General features: G+C 33.8%; 19 protein-coding genes and 1 tRNA gene. 3 read left to right on the plus strand and 17 right to left on the minus strand.

Going from position 1 to position 18,349, the window contains the following annotated elements; all coding sequences use genetic code 11:
• From HPY74_04065 to HPY74_04075, 3 genes are all read left to right on the plus strand, one after another.
• Positions 1-733: HD-GYP domain-containing protein (locus HPY74_04065; protein ID NSW89854.1), on the plus strand; the 733-nt coding region annotated here is incomplete at its 5' end.
• A gap of 154 nt (positions 734-887) precedes the next feature.
• Complete coding sequence (cadA, locus tag HPY74_04070) at positions 888-2,900, plus strand: cadmium-translocating P-type ATPase (protein ID NSW89855.1); 2,013 nt, start codon at positions 888-890, stop codon at positions 2,898-2,900.
• Positions 2,901-3,010: 110 nt separating this feature from the next.
• Positions 3,011-3,097 (plus strand) — tRNA-Leu (locus HPY74_04075).
• 149 nt (positions 3,098-3,246) lie between these two features.
• On the opposite strand, the gene HPY74_04080 is transcribed toward HPY74_04075, so the two are convergent.
• From HPY74_04080 to fliP, 17 genes are all read right to left on the minus strand, one after another.
• Positions 3,247-3,756 (minus strand): hypothetical protein, encoded by a 510-nt coding sequence (locus HPY74_04080; protein ID NSW89856.1) that lies wholly within the window; start codon positions 3,754-3,756, stop codon positions 3,247-3,249.
• Positions 3,757-3,806: 50 nt separating this feature from the next.
• Positions 3,807-4,106, minus strand: a complete 300-nt coding sequence (locus HPY74_04085) for a hypothetical protein (protein ID NSW89857.1) — start codon at positions 4,104-4,106, stop codon at positions 3,807-3,809.
• A gap of 77 nt (positions 4,107-4,183) precedes the next feature.
• Positions 4,184-5,566, minus strand: coding sequence for a DUF342 domain-containing protein (locus HPY74_04090; protein ID NSW89858.1), 1,383 nt, complete (start codon positions 5,564-5,566; stop codon positions 4,184-4,186).
• A 57-nt stretch (positions 5,567-5,623) separates the two neighbouring features.
• The gene (locus HPY74_04095; GenBank protein NSW89859.1) at positions 5,624-6,385 is read right to left on the minus strand and encodes a FliA/WhiG family RNA polymerase sigma factor; all 762 of its coding nucleotides are present in this window, start codon (positions 6,383-6,385) and stop codon (positions 5,624-5,626) included.
• Between the two features lie 47 nt (positions 6,386-6,432).
• Entirely contained in the window at positions 6,433-6,666 is a 234-nt protein-coding gene (locus HPY74_04100; GenBank protein ID NSW89860.1) for a hypothetical protein, read from the minus strand.
• Between the two features lie 49 nt (positions 6,667-6,715).
• Entirely contained in the window at positions 6,716-7,207 is a 492-nt protein-coding gene (locus HPY74_04105) for a chemotaxis protein CheD (protein NSW89861.1), read from the minus strand.
• Complete coding sequence (locus HPY74_04110) at positions 7,207-7,839, minus strand: chemotaxis protein CheC (GenBank protein ID NSW89862.1); 633 nt, start codon at positions 7,837-7,839, stop codon at positions 7,207-7,209. The genes HPY74_04105 and HPY74_04110 overlap by 1 nt, the downstream gene beginning before the upstream one ends.
• A gap of 28 nt (positions 7,840-7,867) precedes the next feature.
• The gene (locus HPY74_04115) at positions 7,868-8,311 is read right to left on the minus strand and encodes a purine-binding chemotaxis protein CheW (protein ID NSW89863.1); all 444 of its coding nucleotides are present in this window, start codon (positions 8,309-8,311) and stop codon (positions 7,868-7,870) included.
• A gap of 65 nt (positions 8,312-8,376) precedes the next feature.
• Complete coding sequence (locus tag HPY74_04120) at positions 8,377-10,341, minus strand: chemotaxis protein CheA (protein NSW89864.1); 1,965 nt, start codon at positions 10,339-10,341, stop codon at positions 8,377-8,379.
• Between the two features lie 64 nt (positions 10,342-10,405).
• Positions 10,406-11,098, minus strand: coding sequence for a flagellar brake protein (locus HPY74_04125; GenBank protein ID NSW89865.1), 693 nt, complete (start codon positions 11,096-11,098; stop codon positions 10,406-10,408).
• 58 nt (positions 11,099-11,156) lie between these two features.
• A complete protein-coding gene (locus tag HPY74_04130) occupies positions 11,157-12,071 on the minus strand; it encodes a MinD/ParA family protein (protein ID NSW89866.1) in 915 nt (304 codons plus the stop codon).
• Positions 12,072-13,160: an AAA family ATPase gene (locus tag HPY74_04135; GenBank protein NSW89867.1), complete on the minus strand. Its 1,089-nt coding sequence runs from the start codon at positions 13,158-13,160 to the stop codon at positions 12,072-12,074.
• A 2-nt stretch (positions 13,161-13,162) separates the two neighbouring features.
• A complete protein-coding gene (flhA, locus tag HPY74_04140; protein ID NSW89868.1) occupies positions 13,163-15,187 on the minus strand; it encodes a flagellar biosynthesis protein FlhA in 2,025 nt (674 codons plus the stop codon).
• 42 nt (positions 15,188-15,229) lie between these two features.
• Complete coding sequence (flhB, locus tag HPY74_04145; protein NSW89869.1) at positions 15,230-16,363, minus strand: flagellar biosynthesis protein FlhB; 1,134 nt, start codon at positions 16,361-16,363, stop codon at positions 15,230-15,232.
• Positions 16,360-17,154 (minus strand): flagellar type III secretion system protein FliR, encoded by a 795-nt coding sequence (fliR, locus tag HPY74_04150; protein ID NSW89870.1) that lies wholly within the window; start codon positions 17,152-17,154, stop codon positions 16,360-16,362. Before fliR ends, flhB begins: the two co-directional genes overlap by 4 nt.
• A 41-nt stretch (positions 17,155-17,195) precedes the next feature.
• A complete protein-coding gene (fliQ, locus tag HPY74_04155; GenBank protein ID NSW89871.1) occupies positions 17,196-17,465 on the minus strand; it encodes a flagellar biosynthesis protein FliQ in 270 nt (89 codons plus the stop codon).
• A 76-nt stretch (positions 17,466-17,541) separates the two neighbouring features.
• Positions 17,542-18,330: a flagellar type III secretion system pore protein FliP gene (gene fliP, locus HPY74_04160; GenBank protein ID NSW89872.1), complete on the minus strand. Its 789-nt coding sequence runs from the start codon at positions 18,328-18,330 to the stop codon at positions 17,542-17,544.
• Between the last annotated feature and the right edge of the window lie 19 nt (positions 18,331-18,349).

Raw genomic sequence — 18,349 nt, forward strand, 5'->3', positions numbered from 1 at the left:
GCTTCTTGTAAATATTATTGATTTAAAAAGCTATGATGATTATACTTATTCTCATTCAGTCAATGTCACTATACTATCTCTTTCCATAGGAGCTGTTATAGGTTTAAGCAAAAACATACTTTTTAAACTTGGGATGGCTGCTTTACTTCATGATATAGGCAAGGTATTTATTCCAAAGGAAATTTTAAATAAAAACGGACGGCTTAACGAAAGTGAATTTGAAATAGTTAAAACTCACCCATATAAAGGGTATCAGATTTTAAAAGAAAATAATTCATTCTCCTACTATTCCAGTATTGGAGTACTTCACCACCATGAAAAATACAACGGGACAGGATACCCATTTGAATTGGTAGGATCAGAAATATCTCTTTTAGGACGGATAATAACAGTAGCAGATGTGTATGACGCACTTACATCAGACAGACCATACAGAAAAGCAATGTTTCCATCCGAAGCCATAGAATATATTATGGGTGGAGGTGGCACTCTTTTTGATTCTGAAATTGTTAAGTTTTTTACAAAAATAGTTGTCCCTTATCCTGTAGGTACCAGTGTATTACTAAGTAATAATACAACAGGTATTGTTGTTAAGAATTATTCTGATTGTTGCATGAGACCAATAATAAAAGTTGTTAAACATGGTGATACTCTAGTAACACCCTATTATATCGATTTAAAAAATGATCCAAACACAAGGGGTATTGTAATTTCAGGCATAGTAGACATGTAATTTCAGAAATATTCTATGTCAAAAATATTCTGTTGACTTTCACAAAATTCCCTCATATAATATAATATATAACCTATGAATATATATTCATATGTTCATAAATTGTCCGGCATGTGTTTTAAAACATAGGATTTATTAATGTGAGGGAGATATAATGTGTGAAAAATCAAACTGTGCAAATTTTGGAGCAGGAACATGTTTAACAGATAGACCCAAAATTGAAATTAAAGGAAAGCCGGGCCTATGGGATGTAGCAGATAAAGAAACAATAGCCAGGGTAATCATCAGTATCCTTTTATTTGTAACAGCACTTATTATTGATAAATATGATAAATATCAATGGCTGAAATTAGCCTTGTTTTTTGCAAGCTATATTATTGTAGGAGTAGAAGTGCTCATAAATGCCTTTAAAAATATAGTAAGAGGAAATTTTTTTGATGAAAATTTTTTGATGGGCATTGCTACAATAGGTGCATTTATAATAAAGGAATACCCTGAAGGAGTAGCAGTAATGCTGTTTTACCAGGTAGGCGAAATTCTTCAAAATATTGCTGTAGACCGCTCCAGAAAATCTATTGAAAATCTCATAAAAATAAAGCCTGACTTTGCTAATCTAAAGTTAGGCGAAAACATAGTGAAAGTTATGCCTGAAAAAGTGAAAACAGGTGAATTGATAATTGTAAAGCCTGGAGAAAAGGTACCCCTTGATGGCATTGTCGTTGAAGGTGTTTCAACGGTTGATACTTCTACACTCACGGGTGAATCCATTCCAATTACAGTTGAAGCCGGAAGTGAAGTTTTGTCAGGATCTATAAACAAAAATAACCTACTAACTGTAAAGGTCACTAAAGAATACAGTGACTCTACCATTTCAAAAATATTGGATATGGTACAAAACGCAGCCTCTAAAAAAGCACCTACAGAAAAATTTATAACCAGATTTGCTAAATATTATACACCGGCAGTTGTATTGATTGCTGTCATTATTGCCGTAATACCGCCAATAATAACCAAATCCCCTGCATCACCCTGGATATACAGGTCTCTTTTATTTCTTGTTATTTCATGCCCCTGCGCCCTGGTAATTTCTATACCTCTTAGTTATTTGGGCGGTATCGGAGGAGCATCCGGAAAGGGAATACTGATAAAAGGAAGCAATTATCTGGAAGCTTTAAATAATGTAGAAATAGCGGTTTTTGATAAGACAGGCACTTTAACAAAGGGAGTTTTCAAAGTATCGGGCATAACTCCTCAAGAGGGATTTACGGAAGAAGAATTGTTGGAATATGCAGCTTATGCCGAGTATTTCTCCAACCATCCTATTGCATTATCAATTATAAATGCATATGGGAAAAAGATTGAACAAAGTATAATTGACAATTTTCAGGAAATACCTGGTTATGGTGTTAAAGTAAATGTAAAAGGCAAAAAAATAGCTGCCGGTAATTTTAAATTTATGCTGGAGGAAAACATAACTATAAATGGTAGTAATGCCTCCAATTCAGTAATTTATGTAGCTATAGACGGAAAATATGCCGGCTTTATAACTATTTCAGATGAAATCAAGGAAGATTCGGTAAAATCTATTAAAGCTCTAAAAGATATGGGTATAGATAATATTGTTATGTTAACAGGTGATAATAAAAATATCGCTTTACAAATTGGAAATCAGCTGGATATAGACCAGGTATATGCAGAACTGCTCCCACATGAAAAAGTAGAAAAGCTTGAAATGCTTGACAAGCAAAAATCTCCAAGGGGAAAACTATTATTTGCCGGTGATGGTATCAATGATGCACCTGTGCTTGCGCAGGCCGATATAGGTGTGGCCATGGGTGGACTTGGTTCTGATGCAGCTATGGAGGCAGCAGATATTGTTTTAATGACTGACGAGCCCTCAAAACTGGTTAGTGCTATTAATATTGCCAAAAAGACAAAAGCAATTGTAATCCAGAATATTGCACTGGCACTTGGCATTAAAGGCCTTGTACTTATCCTTGGATCGACGGGTATAGCAACAATGTGGGGAGCTGTGTTTGCGGATGTAGGAGTAGCTCTTCTCGCAGTATTAAACGCTATGAGAGTATTAACGGGGTCACAAAAATACAAAAAAAGTAAATACAAAAAATACAAAAAAACCAAAACAAAAAACCAAACTTACCCTTGATTTCTAAAACCGAATATGCTATTATAATAAAGCAGTTAAGTTCTTCACACATTCTACATGGTTATCTAAACCATGTAGAATGTAGTTGAAATATGATATCCAAAGAATATGCCGAAGTGGTGAAATTGGCAGACGCACTGGACTCAAAATCCAGCGGTAGCAATACCATGTGGGTTCGAGTCCCACCTTCGGCACCAAGGCTTTCATGGATTCTGCTGAAAGCCTTTTTCTTTATATACCGCACAAATACTGCATAGAAAATTATAATATAAAAGGGTGATTGTGGCATTGATAGAAAGGAATACCACTCTAATCCAAGCTTATTTTCAAATTTTTCATTTGAAACTCATTTCGTAAACTGCAATATTAATTGGACTTCCCCTTTTCCCATATTAAGTTTGCGGGCAATTTCAGTCTCTTCCATACCTTCTTTGGAAAGTCGTATTACTTCAGAATATTTACTGTTTAATGATATAAAACTTTGCCTTGAATCTATCTCAGTTTTATCTTTTTCTTCATCTTTCAATAAAGATTGGTTGTTGTTAATATTATTTAAAATTTCAAATAGTTCCTCTGTTTTGTGATTTAAATTATTTATTTCTGCTTCTAAGTGTTGTATATTATTTTTAAATTCAACATTCTTTTTTTCTACCTCGTTAACAATATAATCAGAAAAACTATTTAGCTCTTCTATCATTAACTCAGCATCCGAAACAATTTCTCTTAATTGCTGCTCCCTTTCATCAGCTAATTTAATGTATGATAAAAGTTTTTTATTGTCATAAATTATTAACACTGTGCAAAATATTACCAATAATATTCCAATTAATAGCATTGCTGTATAATACGGATTCACTTCTACCACTCCACTATTATATTATTATATTTATTACATTTGTTGACATTTTATATTCTTACATCTATTCCCCTTTTATCTTGTTCAGTATCTTTATCCCCCCCTCCCTTCTTTCTCTGTTTTTTATTATTTTTATCAAATAAGTCCTTTTTCTGCCTATCAATAATTCTTCCATGTCTAACATTCTCTTTATCATGTACCTGCTTTAAATTTCTATCAATTTCGCCCTGCAGTTCTACATTTCCTTGCTGCTGAAATATCAAGCCTTTTTGCTGTATATCATTGCTTATTTTAGATACTTCCGACATTTTTGGTATCATAATCTGAAAATCAACCGGTTTTATAAACATAAATTTCACCCCTCTCTTTTTACATCCAAACCTCACCCAAAACCCTTAAACACAATAATTTAACGCTTATTAATTTTTTATTTTAAAGGTACTACTTTAATATCCATTCCATCTCTATATAAAGTACAGTAGTGTAAATCTTCTTTAACAAGCAAAATGGCCGGTCCAATAGTTATTCTTGTACCCGGATATATTACTCCATAGCACTTTACTTTTCCACTTGCTTCTTTATTTAATTGCTCATCAACCACTTCCAATTCATTTGTTAATTGAGAAATTCGGCTATAATATAATTGTTTCGTTTTTAAACTTCTCTCCAATAATTCGTTTTTGTCCTGAGTCAACATATTGCTTTCGCCTAGTTTTAACAATATATTAATAATCTGCTCTGTTTTCTTTAAATCATTTTCCAGTTTGTTTATTTCTTGTTTTAATGCCTTATGCGTTTCACGCAGGGCAGGAGCTACTCCAACTTCAACTTCAGTAGCAATCGCCAAATGAGAGCCGATTACTTTTGCATTTATTTCTTTTCCAACTTTAATACTACCTCCTACTAAAAGGCCTTTCCTCCCTGAAAGTTCCAGTTTTCCTCCGCATTTAATATTACTATGCATTATTGCTTCAGCCTTTATATCATTCTTTGCTTCAACATTACCGTGTTCTATGTATCTTGCAACAATATCTCCCTCACTTATTATCAGCGCCTTGTTATTGCCCTGTACCCCTCTTTTTATTATAATATCCCCACCGGCTTTTACAGTTGCTCCTTCCACTACACCCCATATTTCTATGTCCCCACCGGCCTCAACCTTAAAACCCGATAATACACTACCCCTGATAGTTATATTCCCTACAAAGTTAATATTTCCCGTTGAATTATCTACATCGCCTTGAACTTCATAATAGGGGTATACATTAATTTTTCCATTGGTATAGCTAACCTGGCCATCAATTGAAGCAACTAATAAATCCGATTCTTTCGCAATTTCAACATTTTTCCCTATGGGCAACTTTGCCGGCTTTCCTTCCCGGTAATTCACAATCTCACCGGTAACTGTTTTTCCATCCTTACCAGGCAAGGGAGGAATTAATGAACACAATTTTTGACCTTTCTTCACATTTTCTATTAGGCCCAGATTTCTAAAATCTACTCTCCCATCTTCTAGAATTATAGGTTTTCTATCTTTCTTTATATTAAAATAAAACTCTAGTCTGCCATCAGTGCCATCGATGGGATATATACCTTCTGCTATCATAATTTCCTGATTAAAAATCTTCTGATTTAATATAACATTTAAAAGACTTTCATTTATACCATATACTACTCCTTTTTCCTTTAAGATATTCAACAGCTCATTTAAAGAAGGTATTTTATTATCAGAAGAAGGAGATATGGTAATAAATGCTTTCATTTTGTCAGGAGAAATATTAACATAAATGTTTTCGGGTATTTTCTCCATTTTCCTTCCCTACCTTATTATTCTAAATTTAGGTTTTCTTTATTAAGATTAAAGGTATTATAAATCATTCATATATTTGGACAATTTACCTCTTAACCTTAATATAGCTTTTGTATGTAGCTGGGATACCCTTGATTCTGAAACATTAAGTACACTACCAATTTCTTTTAACGTTAATTCATCATAGTAGTACAAGGAAACAACGAGCTTTTCTTTTTCAGGAAGGCTATCTATTGCTTCTCCTAAAAGGCTTTTAAGTTCTATCAACTCAAGATAACTATCAGGCCTATCATCACTTTTTATATGCATTATATCGGAATCCACCTGGAAATTCTGCTCAAGATATTCATCAAGGGAAATAAGCGTAGAAAAATTAATATTATTCAAAAGCTTATTATATTCATCAATAGATATCCCCATTTTTTCGGCTATCTCTTTATCTGTGGGTGGTTGGCCTTTTTGTGTTTCCAACTCCATGTATAACCTCTCCAGCTCTTTACTTTTTTGCCTTAAAGACCTTGGTACCCAATCCAACTCTCTTATGCTATCAATTATTGAACCCCGTATACGTAACGTAGCATAAGTTTCGAACTTTACCCCCTTGTTAATATCAAACTTATCTATAGCATCAATCAGGCCAAATACTCCAAAGCTGACAATATCGTCATATTCAATATTGGAGCCGAAATATATATTCATTCTACCGGCAATATATTTTACAAGGTATAAATAGTCTTTTATTAATTTTTCCCTTATTTCAGGATCTTTTGTTTCATAATATTGTTTCCATAATTCATTCTGCACGGTACTTGAAGTCATATTTCTCTTCTCCTATTTCTTAAATCTTTATATTTTTTTCATTATTCTCATTTTTTCTCTCCGGTTTCAGCATCATATGTATTTTTCTTTTCTAATATACTCCCATATATTTTTTCAATATTATTTTTTATAAATAAGCCTAATGCAAAAAATAAGACTAGACTTATTACTATTCTAATATAAATTTCCTTTTGTGCAACCCCCTGCATATAGCCGGCAATACCTATAATAATGGACATAAACATACTCAATATCAAAGGAAGTTTTTTTATATACTGCATAATTAATTCCCATACACCTCATATCTAAAAATCAAAACTTTACATCTGATTATATTTCTTTAGTCCCAAGCCCTAATGTTTTAACAACCAATCGGCCATCATCAGAATAAAATTCTATAGTACGTCCATAGTTTCCGCCGGTATCTTCCGAAATAATCTCTATGTTTAATTCACGTAGTTTCTCTTTTGCTGCAATGACATTTCTTTCTCCTATTCTTATTATATCTGAAGAATCATTAAATGTAAACATTTGGGCACCACCAGCCAGCTTAGCTATGATATTTTTTCTCGAAGCACCCAGCCTTATCATTTCATCCAGCAGTTCTAAAATAGCAGTATCGGCAAATTTGCCTTTATTTGTATTTGTATTATTTTTTATCTGCAAACTTGATGGAAGCATTGCATGTGCCAGCCCAATTACCTTCTTTTCCCTATCATATAATGCTATTCCTACACATGAACCAAGACCAATTGTAACAAGCACCCCCGGATGATTTAGTGCACTTAATTCTGCCATCCCTACCTTAATAGTATTATCCATCAATTACCTACCCCTAATGCCTTCATTATTATCTCATAAGATTCAAGAGCAGGGATTAGTATAAAATCTCCCTTTATATTTGTAGTACCTTCTGAAAACTTTGTTTCTATGTATAATACAGTATCACATACCTTACCGAACTCTATCGCAGGTACGCTTAATATTGCTCCCGCCATATCAATAGCTATACTTGGGACGGATGTTTGTACCTTTAAACCGGTCAGGGTTGACAAAGCTGAAAGATACGATCCGGCCACTATATTTCCTACTTCTTTAATAGCAGATATTTCTAACTCGGAAAATTCTCCGGAAGCAACTTCAGGATTTTGGGCAATTTCTATAAGTGTATCCACTAATAACCTGGCTGTTTTATATTCCATGATGAACAGTATATATCCTGGCAAATCACCCAATATTTTTATTAAAACCCCTATTACCAGTTTTTCTGCACTTTCCATCAACTCACTAACTTCCTTAAATTCCATAATTTTTACATTGGGTACATCCATTATTACTTTTTTTTTAATAAGCTTTGCCAGGGCAGTTGCCGCATTACCTGCTCCAATATTCCCTACTTCTCTAAGAACATCCAAGTAAAAACCATCCAATTGTTTAAAATCATTAATTTTCATATTTAATCCCCAACTTCACCTTTTTCTTTTAAATTCTTATAACTTTTTCAATATCCATCAATATAATTACTCTGTCTTTAATCCTTCCTAATCCTGAAAAATAGTCTCTTGAATTTTCATCTCCTATACCGGATACTTCCTCTATACACTCTTTATCAAGTTGGACAACTTCAAGTACGCGATCAACTTTAATTCCTACAGTCATATCATCTATGTCTACCACAATAATTTTTGTATCTTCTGTATCTTCAACAGGTTGAAGGTTAAGTTTGCGCCTAAGTTCAAGTACCGGGACTATGTCCCCTCTTAAATTTATTACGCCTTTTATATATGGAGGTACACCCGGAACTCTTGTTATAGGCAAGTTATTTTCAATAATTGTAGTTATATTCCGGATATCCATTCCGTATTCATCTTCACCTAATTTAAAACTTAAAACTTGAATAATATTTGGAGTTTTTAATCCTTCCATGTAAACCTCCCCTTTCTTTTTGCCTCACTGTCTCTTTGTTATATGACCTTTTTTACAATTTTTTCCTACTGTGCAATATAATTCAAATCCAATATCAAAGCAACTTTACCATCTCCTAGAATTGTCGCTCCAGATATTGTTTTTATCCCTGATAAATATTTACCTACATTTTTAATTACAATTTCCTGTTGACCTATAAGGTTGTCTACCGCGAGTCCATACAATTTCTCACCCTTGCTGACTATAACTATAGTCATGCTCTGTTTATCTTTTTCGGTCTGTATATCCAACACCTGGTTCAGTTTTACAATAGGTATAATTGTTTCACCCATTAACAAAATCTCTCTTTTTTGTACTTCCTTGATTTCTTGAGGCTTAATTTTCACTATTTGCTTAACACTGCTTAAAGGTATAGCATACCTTTCCTCCCCTATATAAACAAGTAAAGCCTGTATCATTGCAAGAGTTAAGGGAAGCCGTATTATAAACTTGGTCCCTTTACCCTTCCTTGTTTCAATCTCAACTATACCACCTAAAGACTCAATTTTTGTCTTTACAACATCCAATCCTACTCCTCTTCCCGACAAACTGCTTATAGTATCTGCTGTACTCATGCTTGGCAAAAACAACAACTCTAGTATCTGCTTCTCTGTTGCAGTCTTTATTTCTTCCAAAGTTGTAATTCCTTTTTCAATAGCCTTTTCTTTAACCTTTTCTATATTTATACCCTGGCCGTCATCTTCTACCTCTATTACAACATTATCTCCATCCTGGTAAGCTCTTAGGTTAATATGTCCCTGTTCCGGCTTCCCTAATGCTAACCGTTTCCCAGGTGTTTCAATCCCATGGTCGACAGAATTCCTTAAAAGATGAACCAAAGGCTCACCTATTTCATCTACTACTGTTCTGTCCAATTCTGTATCTTCTCCCGACATTACTAGTACAATTTCTTTACCTAATTTCTTTGATAGATCTCTAATCATCCTCGGAAATCTGTTAAATACTATCTCAACAGGTACCATTCTTACCTTCATCACTGCATCATGCAAGCTGGAAATAATTCTTTCAAGATGTTTCAGAGACTCTTCATATATCTGGCTTTTATCATCATAAACCTCTTCTAACCTGGTTTTCTGAATTATTAATTCTCCTACAAGATTAAGTAAAACATCCAATCTTTGTATATCTACTCTTATTGTTTTAGTTGGTCTTGAGTCTTTTATTATAGTAGTCGTAACATCTTTAGAAGCTGCAATATCTTTTTGGGGAATTTCATTTACTTTTTTCAAAACATCTAATTCCACTTTTTCTACTTCAGCTATCTTGTACAGTTCTTTTATAATTATATCCTTATCTTCCCTTGATATAATAATAACTGAAAACATAAAATCAAATTTTTCATCTTCTATATCCATAACTTCAGGTTCGGATTTTATAATATCCGAATACATTTCTAATACTCGGAAAATGACAAAAGCCCTAGCTGACTTCAATACACACCCTTTATCCAGGTAAATAGTTATTCTATAAACATTCATACCCATTTCATGGGCCTTTTCAATAATATTTTTTACATACTTGTCCAGGTGCATGATGTTATTTGGTATATTCAGCCTATCATTTTCTTGTGTATCTTCTTCATGAACGCTTTGTCTATCAATGTTTCGTAATTTGTGTATTAAATTATGGTATTCATTTACCCCTTCATTGCCCGAATTAATAATACTCTTTACATAATCTTCAAGAGCATCAAAAGAACGGAATAAAAGGTTAATTAGTTCTTCACTCAACACCAATACGCCATTTTTTACTTTTTGTAAAACATCTTCCATTATATGAGTTAATCCGGACATTTTATTAAATCCCATAGTACCTGCCATACCTTTTAAAGTATGCGCTATTCTGAAAATACTGTTTAGCAGTGAACTATCCTCCGGATTACTTTCTAATTGCAAAAGTGCTTGATTTAAGTTTTGTAAATTTTCTGTCGCTTCTTCAATAAAAATGTCAAGATATTGATTTGTACTCATTAATAAACTTCACCCCTTTAACACGAATTTACATAAAGTCATTTCTGTGTTTATTTTATATAGTTTATATAAGTCCCTTCTTACGGAGTTCTCTTTGCTGTCTGAATATGTATTTAATTATGGTTTCTTTATCATTGTTATCAATAATTTCAAAGGCTATCCCTGCTTCAAACTTATAGTTAATATTATGTTCCAGTTTTTCAGTCCTTACAATTCTTCCTAGAAAGTTAATAATAGTATTACTTTGAAGTTTTAACTTACATTCAACTAATTGGTTGATGCTCATGTCTTCGTTCAATAGAATGCATATTCCTCCACCGCTTATATTTCTTGTTATGCTTGCACTAAAAGGTTTTTCCTCTTTTTTATCTTGGAAATTGGCACAATCAAATTTCCTGTATTCTACTGGCAAAGCACATTCAAATCTGTAATAATGACGCCTTTGAATACGTATAATATTACCTGTCTTTTCTATCTTAAGAAAAGACATATTGTCCCTTGTTATCCTGTCAATAACCTTTGAATCAAACATATACAGCTTTCCATCAGAAAAAAAATATACATGCAAAATCCAGCCAATGCGTATTGGATACACGACTCCTTCATACAAAGGAGCATTAATCACTGCAAATTGATCACTCAATGCCTGTTCAAACTTGCTTACAAAAACTATATCGATTTTATCATTTTCTTCAGTATATACTTCAAGTTCTAACCTGGTACCGGTTTGAATCTCTGTCAACAACATCCTTTTCAAATAACCTCCTGTAAAATACCTGATCCCGAGTTTATTTATCATAGCATGTTTGTAATTACTATAGCATACTTGTAAAACCTGCTAAACGCCTTACAAAACTTTTTATTCCCTTAGGTTTATATTCCAAGAAATAGCTTTCTTCATTAACCAATTTGCCTGTTACCTGTCTTACAAACTTTGAAGCCTGGCTGTTCGGAAAGCTTAAGGAAAATGGCTGCTGTAATTTTACCGCCTTTACAACCGCTTCATCATACAGTATAACACCTAATGGGTCAAGTTTTGCGTTAAGAAATTTTTCTGATACCAGCATAAGTTTTCTTAGTGCATCATTGCCCTCTTTAACACTTTCCGCTCTATTTACTATTATTTTAATCTTCTTTTCCTTATCCCTGTTTACGATTAGTTTAATTAATGCATATGCATCCGTGATTGATGTAGGCTCAGGTGTTGTAACAAGTACAATTTCGTCAGCAGCCATTACAAACTTTATTACATTATCTGACAAACCTGCTCCCGTATCAATTATTATAATATCGGAAAACCTGTCTAATTGTCCAATATTATTAATAAAACTATTCAATTTGTCTTTACTAAGTTTTATAAGCTCTTCAACCCCCGACCCTCCCGAAATAAATTTTATACCATTAGGTCCTTCACACATTATCTCTACTATGTTTTTGTTATTATTCAAAGCATCAGCCAGAGTATATTGAGGTACCAGCCCCAAAAGCACATCGACATTAGCCAGACCTAAATCAGCATCTATTATTATGACTCTAAGTCCGAGCTCACTTAAAGTAATAGCTATATTTACAGCCAAATTTGTTTTACCTACGCCACCTTTGCCGCTGGTAACTGTTATTACCCGTGCAGTCTTCTTAACCGGTTCATTTATGTCTGATGCCTGTAAATATTGCTGCTTCATCCTTAAATTATCAATAATTTTTCTCAATCTATCTGCCTGATCTTTCATTTATCTTGTACTCCCTAACAAATTTTTTGTTATCTTATCTATATCCGCAACTTCAATATCATCCGGGACACTCTGTCCTGTTGTAATATAAGAAAGAGCCCTTTTGGTATAATATACCGTATTAAGTATAATTCCCTGTGAAGGAGCCTCATCTGCTTTAGTAAATATCAATTTATAATTATTTAAGAAACTATAACTTGCAATTACTTCCCTGGAATTTTTTTTGCTGGCAGTCATACTCAATACCAGATATACTTCATCAGCCTTAACCGTGTTAATAATATTTTTCAGTTCTTCAAACTGTTTATTATTTTTATGGCTTCTACCGGCAGTATCAATTAATATTAATTCTTTGTCTTTATAGCTGTTTATCACATCCTTTACTTCACTTCCGGAGTATACAATAGATAAGGGTATGCCTAATATATCGGCATATGTTTTTAACTGCTCAACTGCTGCAATTCTATATGTATCGGCTGTTATCAAAGCAACATCCCTGTTGTGGTTTATTGAATAATGAGCTGCAATTTTGGCAAGAGTAGTTGTCTTACCTACTCCTGTTGGGCCTGTAAATATAATTACTGTAGGCTTTTCTTCTTCTTTGATACGGATAGTATCCGGAGTTTTGAGTATTTCCGCTATACAGCTATAGAGGACGGATATAAAATCATTGACGCTGTTGTTCTCATCTGTTTTTTCTCCGGCCTTTTCAATTAGTGCTCTGGCAATTTCCTCGTCAACATCATTTTTTACAAGATTATTGTAAAATAACTGCATTATATTTGTATAAGATTGCAGGTAAGAAGGCTGCTCATTTAATTTTGCAGAGTATGAGGAATTTTGCATTTGCATATATATTCTATTGAGAATTTCCTCCATATTATTTACTTTTGATTCAAGATCAGAACCCAATTTCTTTGATTCATCCAAGGCGGCAATAACTTCAACCATGGGTTTAGAAAACAACTTAAGTAATCCTTTTTGTCTAATATTTCTTGTATTGAGAATTAAGGCTTCATTTCCCAGATCCATTTTTACTTTTAAAATAGCTTCTTGCAAGTTACTTCCCATATAACGTTTGATTTTCATTTTCAGACACTCACCATCCCAATAGATTGGACTTCTATCGCCGTATCTAATTCGTTGTAGGACAATACTATTAAATCAGGCAATACATGTTCCGTCAATCTTTTAAAATATAAACGTACAACCGGAGATGTCAGGATTACAGGTTGTTGCCCAAGCTCAACAAATTTTTGAATTTGCTTCGAAACATTCTTTATAATGTTATCCGCTATACCGGGTTCTAAAGCTAGATACGACCCGGTTTCCGTCTTTTGTATCGAATTCATAATAATTTTTTCCAATTCAGGATCCAGTGTAATAACTTTAGATTTTCCTTCACTAAAATACCTTTTTGATATAGACCTACCCAAGGCTTGCCTTACATATTCCGTTAACATATCCGTATCCCGCGTAACCGGAGCATAATCTGCCAATGTTTCCAGTATTGTAACCATATCTCTTATACAAACTCCTTCTTTCAAAAGATTGGCAAGCACCTTCTGTATTTCCCCTACTGTCATTAATTTTGGAACCAATTCTTCTATAATAACAGGATGGCTTTGTTTCACATTATCTATTAAAGACTGGACATCCTGCCTCCCTAAAAGCAAATGTGCATATTGCTTTATAACCTCCGTCAGGTGGGTTGCAATAACCGACGGAGGGTCCACAACAGTGTAACCCAACATTTCGGCCTTATCTGTTTCATTTTCATTAATCCACACTGCAGGCAACCCAAAAGCCGGTTCAATAGTTTTTATACCGTCTATTTCTTCTTCTACTATACCTGGGTTTACAGCAAGAAAATGGTCAGTCATCAATTCTCCCCTTGCAGCTTCTACCCCCTTGATTTTTATAACATATTCATTCGGGTTTAACTGGATATTATCCCTGAGTCTGATAATTGGGACAATCACCCCCATCTCAAGGGCCAACTGCCTTCTTATCATAACCACTCTGTCCAAAAGGTCTCCCCCCTGGTTAACATCTGCCATAGGAATTATAGCATAACCAAATTCAAGTTCGATGGGATCTACCTGTAATAGAGGTATGACACTTTCAGGTTTTCTTATTTCAGCTGCTTCAGTTTCTTTCTCTTCTTCTGCTTCTTGTTTTATCTCTTTCTTTTTCTGTTTTGAAATGGTATAGCCAATAAAGGCAAGTATTGCAGAAAGTAAAAGAAAAGGAACCCTTGCTAAAAAGAATGAAAGTACAAAGCTCATTCCTGATGCAATGTATATTACTTTGGAATTGCTGAATACTTGCTCAAGGATGTCATCACTTATATCCGACTCTGAAGCAGCCCTGGTTACAACAAAGCTGGTAGCTGTAGATATCATAAGCGCAGGAATCTGGCTTACAAGGCCATCGCCTATTGTTAAAATAGTATAATTCTGTAAGGCTTCTTTAAACTCTTCTCCCCTCATAACCATACCTATGATAAGTCCGCCTGTAATGTTTAAAAGTGTTATAATTATTCCGGCAATAGCATCATTTTTTACAAACTTACTAGCTCCATCCATTGCCCCGTAAAAGTCAGCTTCCTTTTGAATTTTCTTTCTCCTTTCTTTTGCTTCATTTTCACTTATAATGCCTGTATTAAGGTCGGCGTCTATAGCCATCTGTTTTCCGGGCATGGCATCTAATGTAAACCTAGCTGCAACTTCAGCAATCCTTTCAGACCCCTTTGTTATTACCAGGAAATTCACAATCATTATTATAAGGAATATAATAAAACCAACTACAGAATTATCTCTAGCTACAAACCTGCCGAAACCATCAATAATTTTTCCCGCCTTACCTTCGGCAAGTATTAATTTTGTTGTAGATACATTTAATGAAAGCCTGAACACTGTTGCAAAAACCAGAAAAGAAGGAAAAATAGACAGTTGCAACGCATCTTTTAAATATATGGTATTTAAAAGAATGATGGCTGATAACATTATATTGATTGAAAGAAGTACATCAAGTATAAAATCCGGTATAGGTAATATAAACACAAGTGTAACAGCAACCAGCATAATAGGAACCGATATATCCCGAAACTTCATTAATATTTTCGCCCCCTTTTCTGTAGTTTGTTTTTTAGTCTTTTAGTCTGTTTTTACTATTCCTTTCAAATTATATATATAAGCAAGTATTTCGGCAACTGCCTGATAAAGCTCGGGAGGTATTGCCTGTCCAACCTCAACCGTATTATAAATAATCCTTGCTAATTCTTTGTTTTCAACTATTTCTACCTCGTTTTCCCTTGCTATATCTTTTATTCTTAAGGCAATATAATTTTGCCCTTTAGCCACTACAATAGGTGCATCATGAATATTTGAATCGTATTTTATAGCAACAGCATAATGAGTAGGATTTGTTATTACTACATCAGCGCTCTGGACTTCATGCATCATTCTTTTCATAGACATTTGTCTCTGTTTTTGTTTAATTCTTGACTTAACTTCAGGATTACCTTCAACTTGTTTGTACTCCTCTTTTATTTCTTGTTTTGACATCTTTAAATTTTTTTCATACTCCCACCATTGATACCCATAATCCGCTATTCCAAATACAACTAACACCATGCATATTTTCAGTGCTGTGTTTATGACTGTATTAATTATATATATTCCTGATTCCCCTACCCCTATATACATTAACTTTAATATATTAAAACCCTCTCCTTTTAAACTAAGGTATGCTACATAACCTACTACAACTATTTTAATTAATGCTTTAAAAAGTTCAGCCGCCCCACGAGAAGAAAATATCCTCTTAAAGCCTTGCATAGGATTTATTCTGCTTAACTTCATTGTAATAGGTTCTATTGTAAATATAAAACCAACTTGGGCATATGTTCCTGCTAAACCTGCTATAACAGCAACACCAATAATTGGACCAGCTGTTTTCAATAGTATTGTAATAATATCAATAAATAAACCTGAGAAACCCTCTATCGTATAAAGAGCTTCTATACTATCCATATACTGGACCAATGCCTTGTTTATAAACACTGTTACCTCTTCATAAACCTGTTTTCCAAAAGCCTTCATACATAAAAATACTAATAGCAGTAAAAAGGCAGAAGATATTTCTTTGCTCTGGAACACTTGCCCCTTTTTTTTGGCATCCTGTCTTTTCTTCGGAGTGGCTTTTTCAGTTTTACTTTCTTTGTCTTCAGCAAATAACTGAAGGTTAACTACAAGAAATCTTTTATTATCTTCTCTATTTTTTCTCATTGCCCAGACATCATTCCTTTTATAAGAATGTCCATTTCATTACTAATTTCTGAAAACAACCCTGTTAATAACTCTATAAACATTGGTATTGATATTAACATAATTGCAATGCCAAGGGCTATTTTTAAAGGCATTCCCACAATAAAAACATTAAACTGGGGAATTGTTCTTGATATAACGCCCAAAGCAATATCGGCAATTAGGATTGATGCTGTCACAGGAGCAGCAATCTTAAATCCTAATATAAAAATGCTGCCGAATATCCTCAAAACATCGTTAATCATATTTTCTTCAAAACCTGCACTGCCTAGAGGAATATGTTTATAACTTTCAAACAGAGCTTTTATCAAAATGTGGTGCCCCCTAAAGGCTAAAAACGCCACCATGGTAAGTATAAAGTAAAAATTCGAAGTAATTGGTACCTGAATGCTGCTTAAAGGGTCTATTACATTAACAACCCCAAATCCAATTTGCATGTCTATAAGTTGCCCGGCAACATAAATAGCTGTAAACATGGCATATGAAACAAATCCCAATGTCAACCCAACAACCGATTCTTTAAAAAGGAGAAAGGTATAGTAATATATATCTCCTTTTTTATCCAGGAACTGTTCGTCAAAAGTAGTTTTATCTATAATATTATACAGCACCGCTGTCAGTAACAGTGAAAAACCAACTTTAATAATTACGGGTACATTTCTTCTGCCAAACAAAGGAGCAACTATAAAAAAGCCTAACATCCTAACAAATATTAAAAAGAAATTAAATACTTCCAACTCTAACCCTGCCATTACCTTCTCTCATTTCTTAACACATAAATTTACTTCGCATCTTATTTAATGTACTCGTCTATATTCAAATATAAGCTTTTTGTAAATTCTATCAATTTAACCAACATCCATGGTCCAAACAATACCAGAGATATTATTACTGCAAGAATTTTAGGAACAAAAGAAAGGGTTTGCTCATGTATTTGTGTGGTTGCTTGAAATATGCTGACAGCAAGGCCTACTATTAAACTTACCCCCAATATAGGTGCAGATACATACAGCACAGTTAAAAGTGACTGTTGTGCAATACTTGACACAGTACTCATATCCATTTACATCCCCCCTATCTCCCTAACTTATTGTCCTCCAATCTCCCACCTCTAACTTCTAACCTCTCACCTCTAACTCCTATCTGGCAAAACTTTCTAAAATTGATTGTACTATTAGATTCCAACCGCCTACCATAATAAACAACAGTATTTTAAAAGGTAACGATATCATTACCGGAGGAAGCATAAGCATTCCCATTGACATCAACGTACTAGCTACCACCATATCGATTATTAAAAAAGGTATATATATTAAAAACCCCATTTTAAATGCTATAGTCAGTTCATTTACTAAAAATGCAGGGACTATTATTGTAATGGGCAGTTTTTCGGGTTCCACAGGTGTTTCTATATTACTTAAATGTACAAATAATTCCAAATCATCTTCATTTCTTATTTGTGTCAACATAAATCTTTTAATTATTAATGAGGACCTGTCAAGAGCATCTTGTTGGCTGATCTCTTCTCTCTCTAAGGGCTGTATGGCGTTTTCATTAATATCGGTAAATACCGGACGCATTATAAAAAATGTTAAAAACAAAGCAAGTCCTATTAATACCTGATTTGGAGGCATTTGCTGTGTTCCAAGGGCATTCCTCATAAAGGAAAGTATGATAACTATTCTAGTAAATGCTGTCATCATTATAATAATTGAAGGAGCTAATGCAAGTATTGTAATAAGTATTAATAGTTGAATACTAGATGATACTTCACTGGGATTTTCAGCCGGTTCCATACCAAACCAAAATTTAAAGGGAAATATGGGCTCGGCAAAAGCGTTTGATGCCTGGAACAGCACTATTATCATAATAAATGAAGCAAATATCACCTTTTTATATATTATTTTTATTTTCTTTTTCCTTCTCATTATTCCTGCCATCCTTATC

The sequence above is a fragment of the Bacillota bacterium genome, from assembly GCA_013314855.1.
GTDB lineage: Bacteria > Bacillota > Clostridia > Acetivibrionales > DUMC01 > Ch48.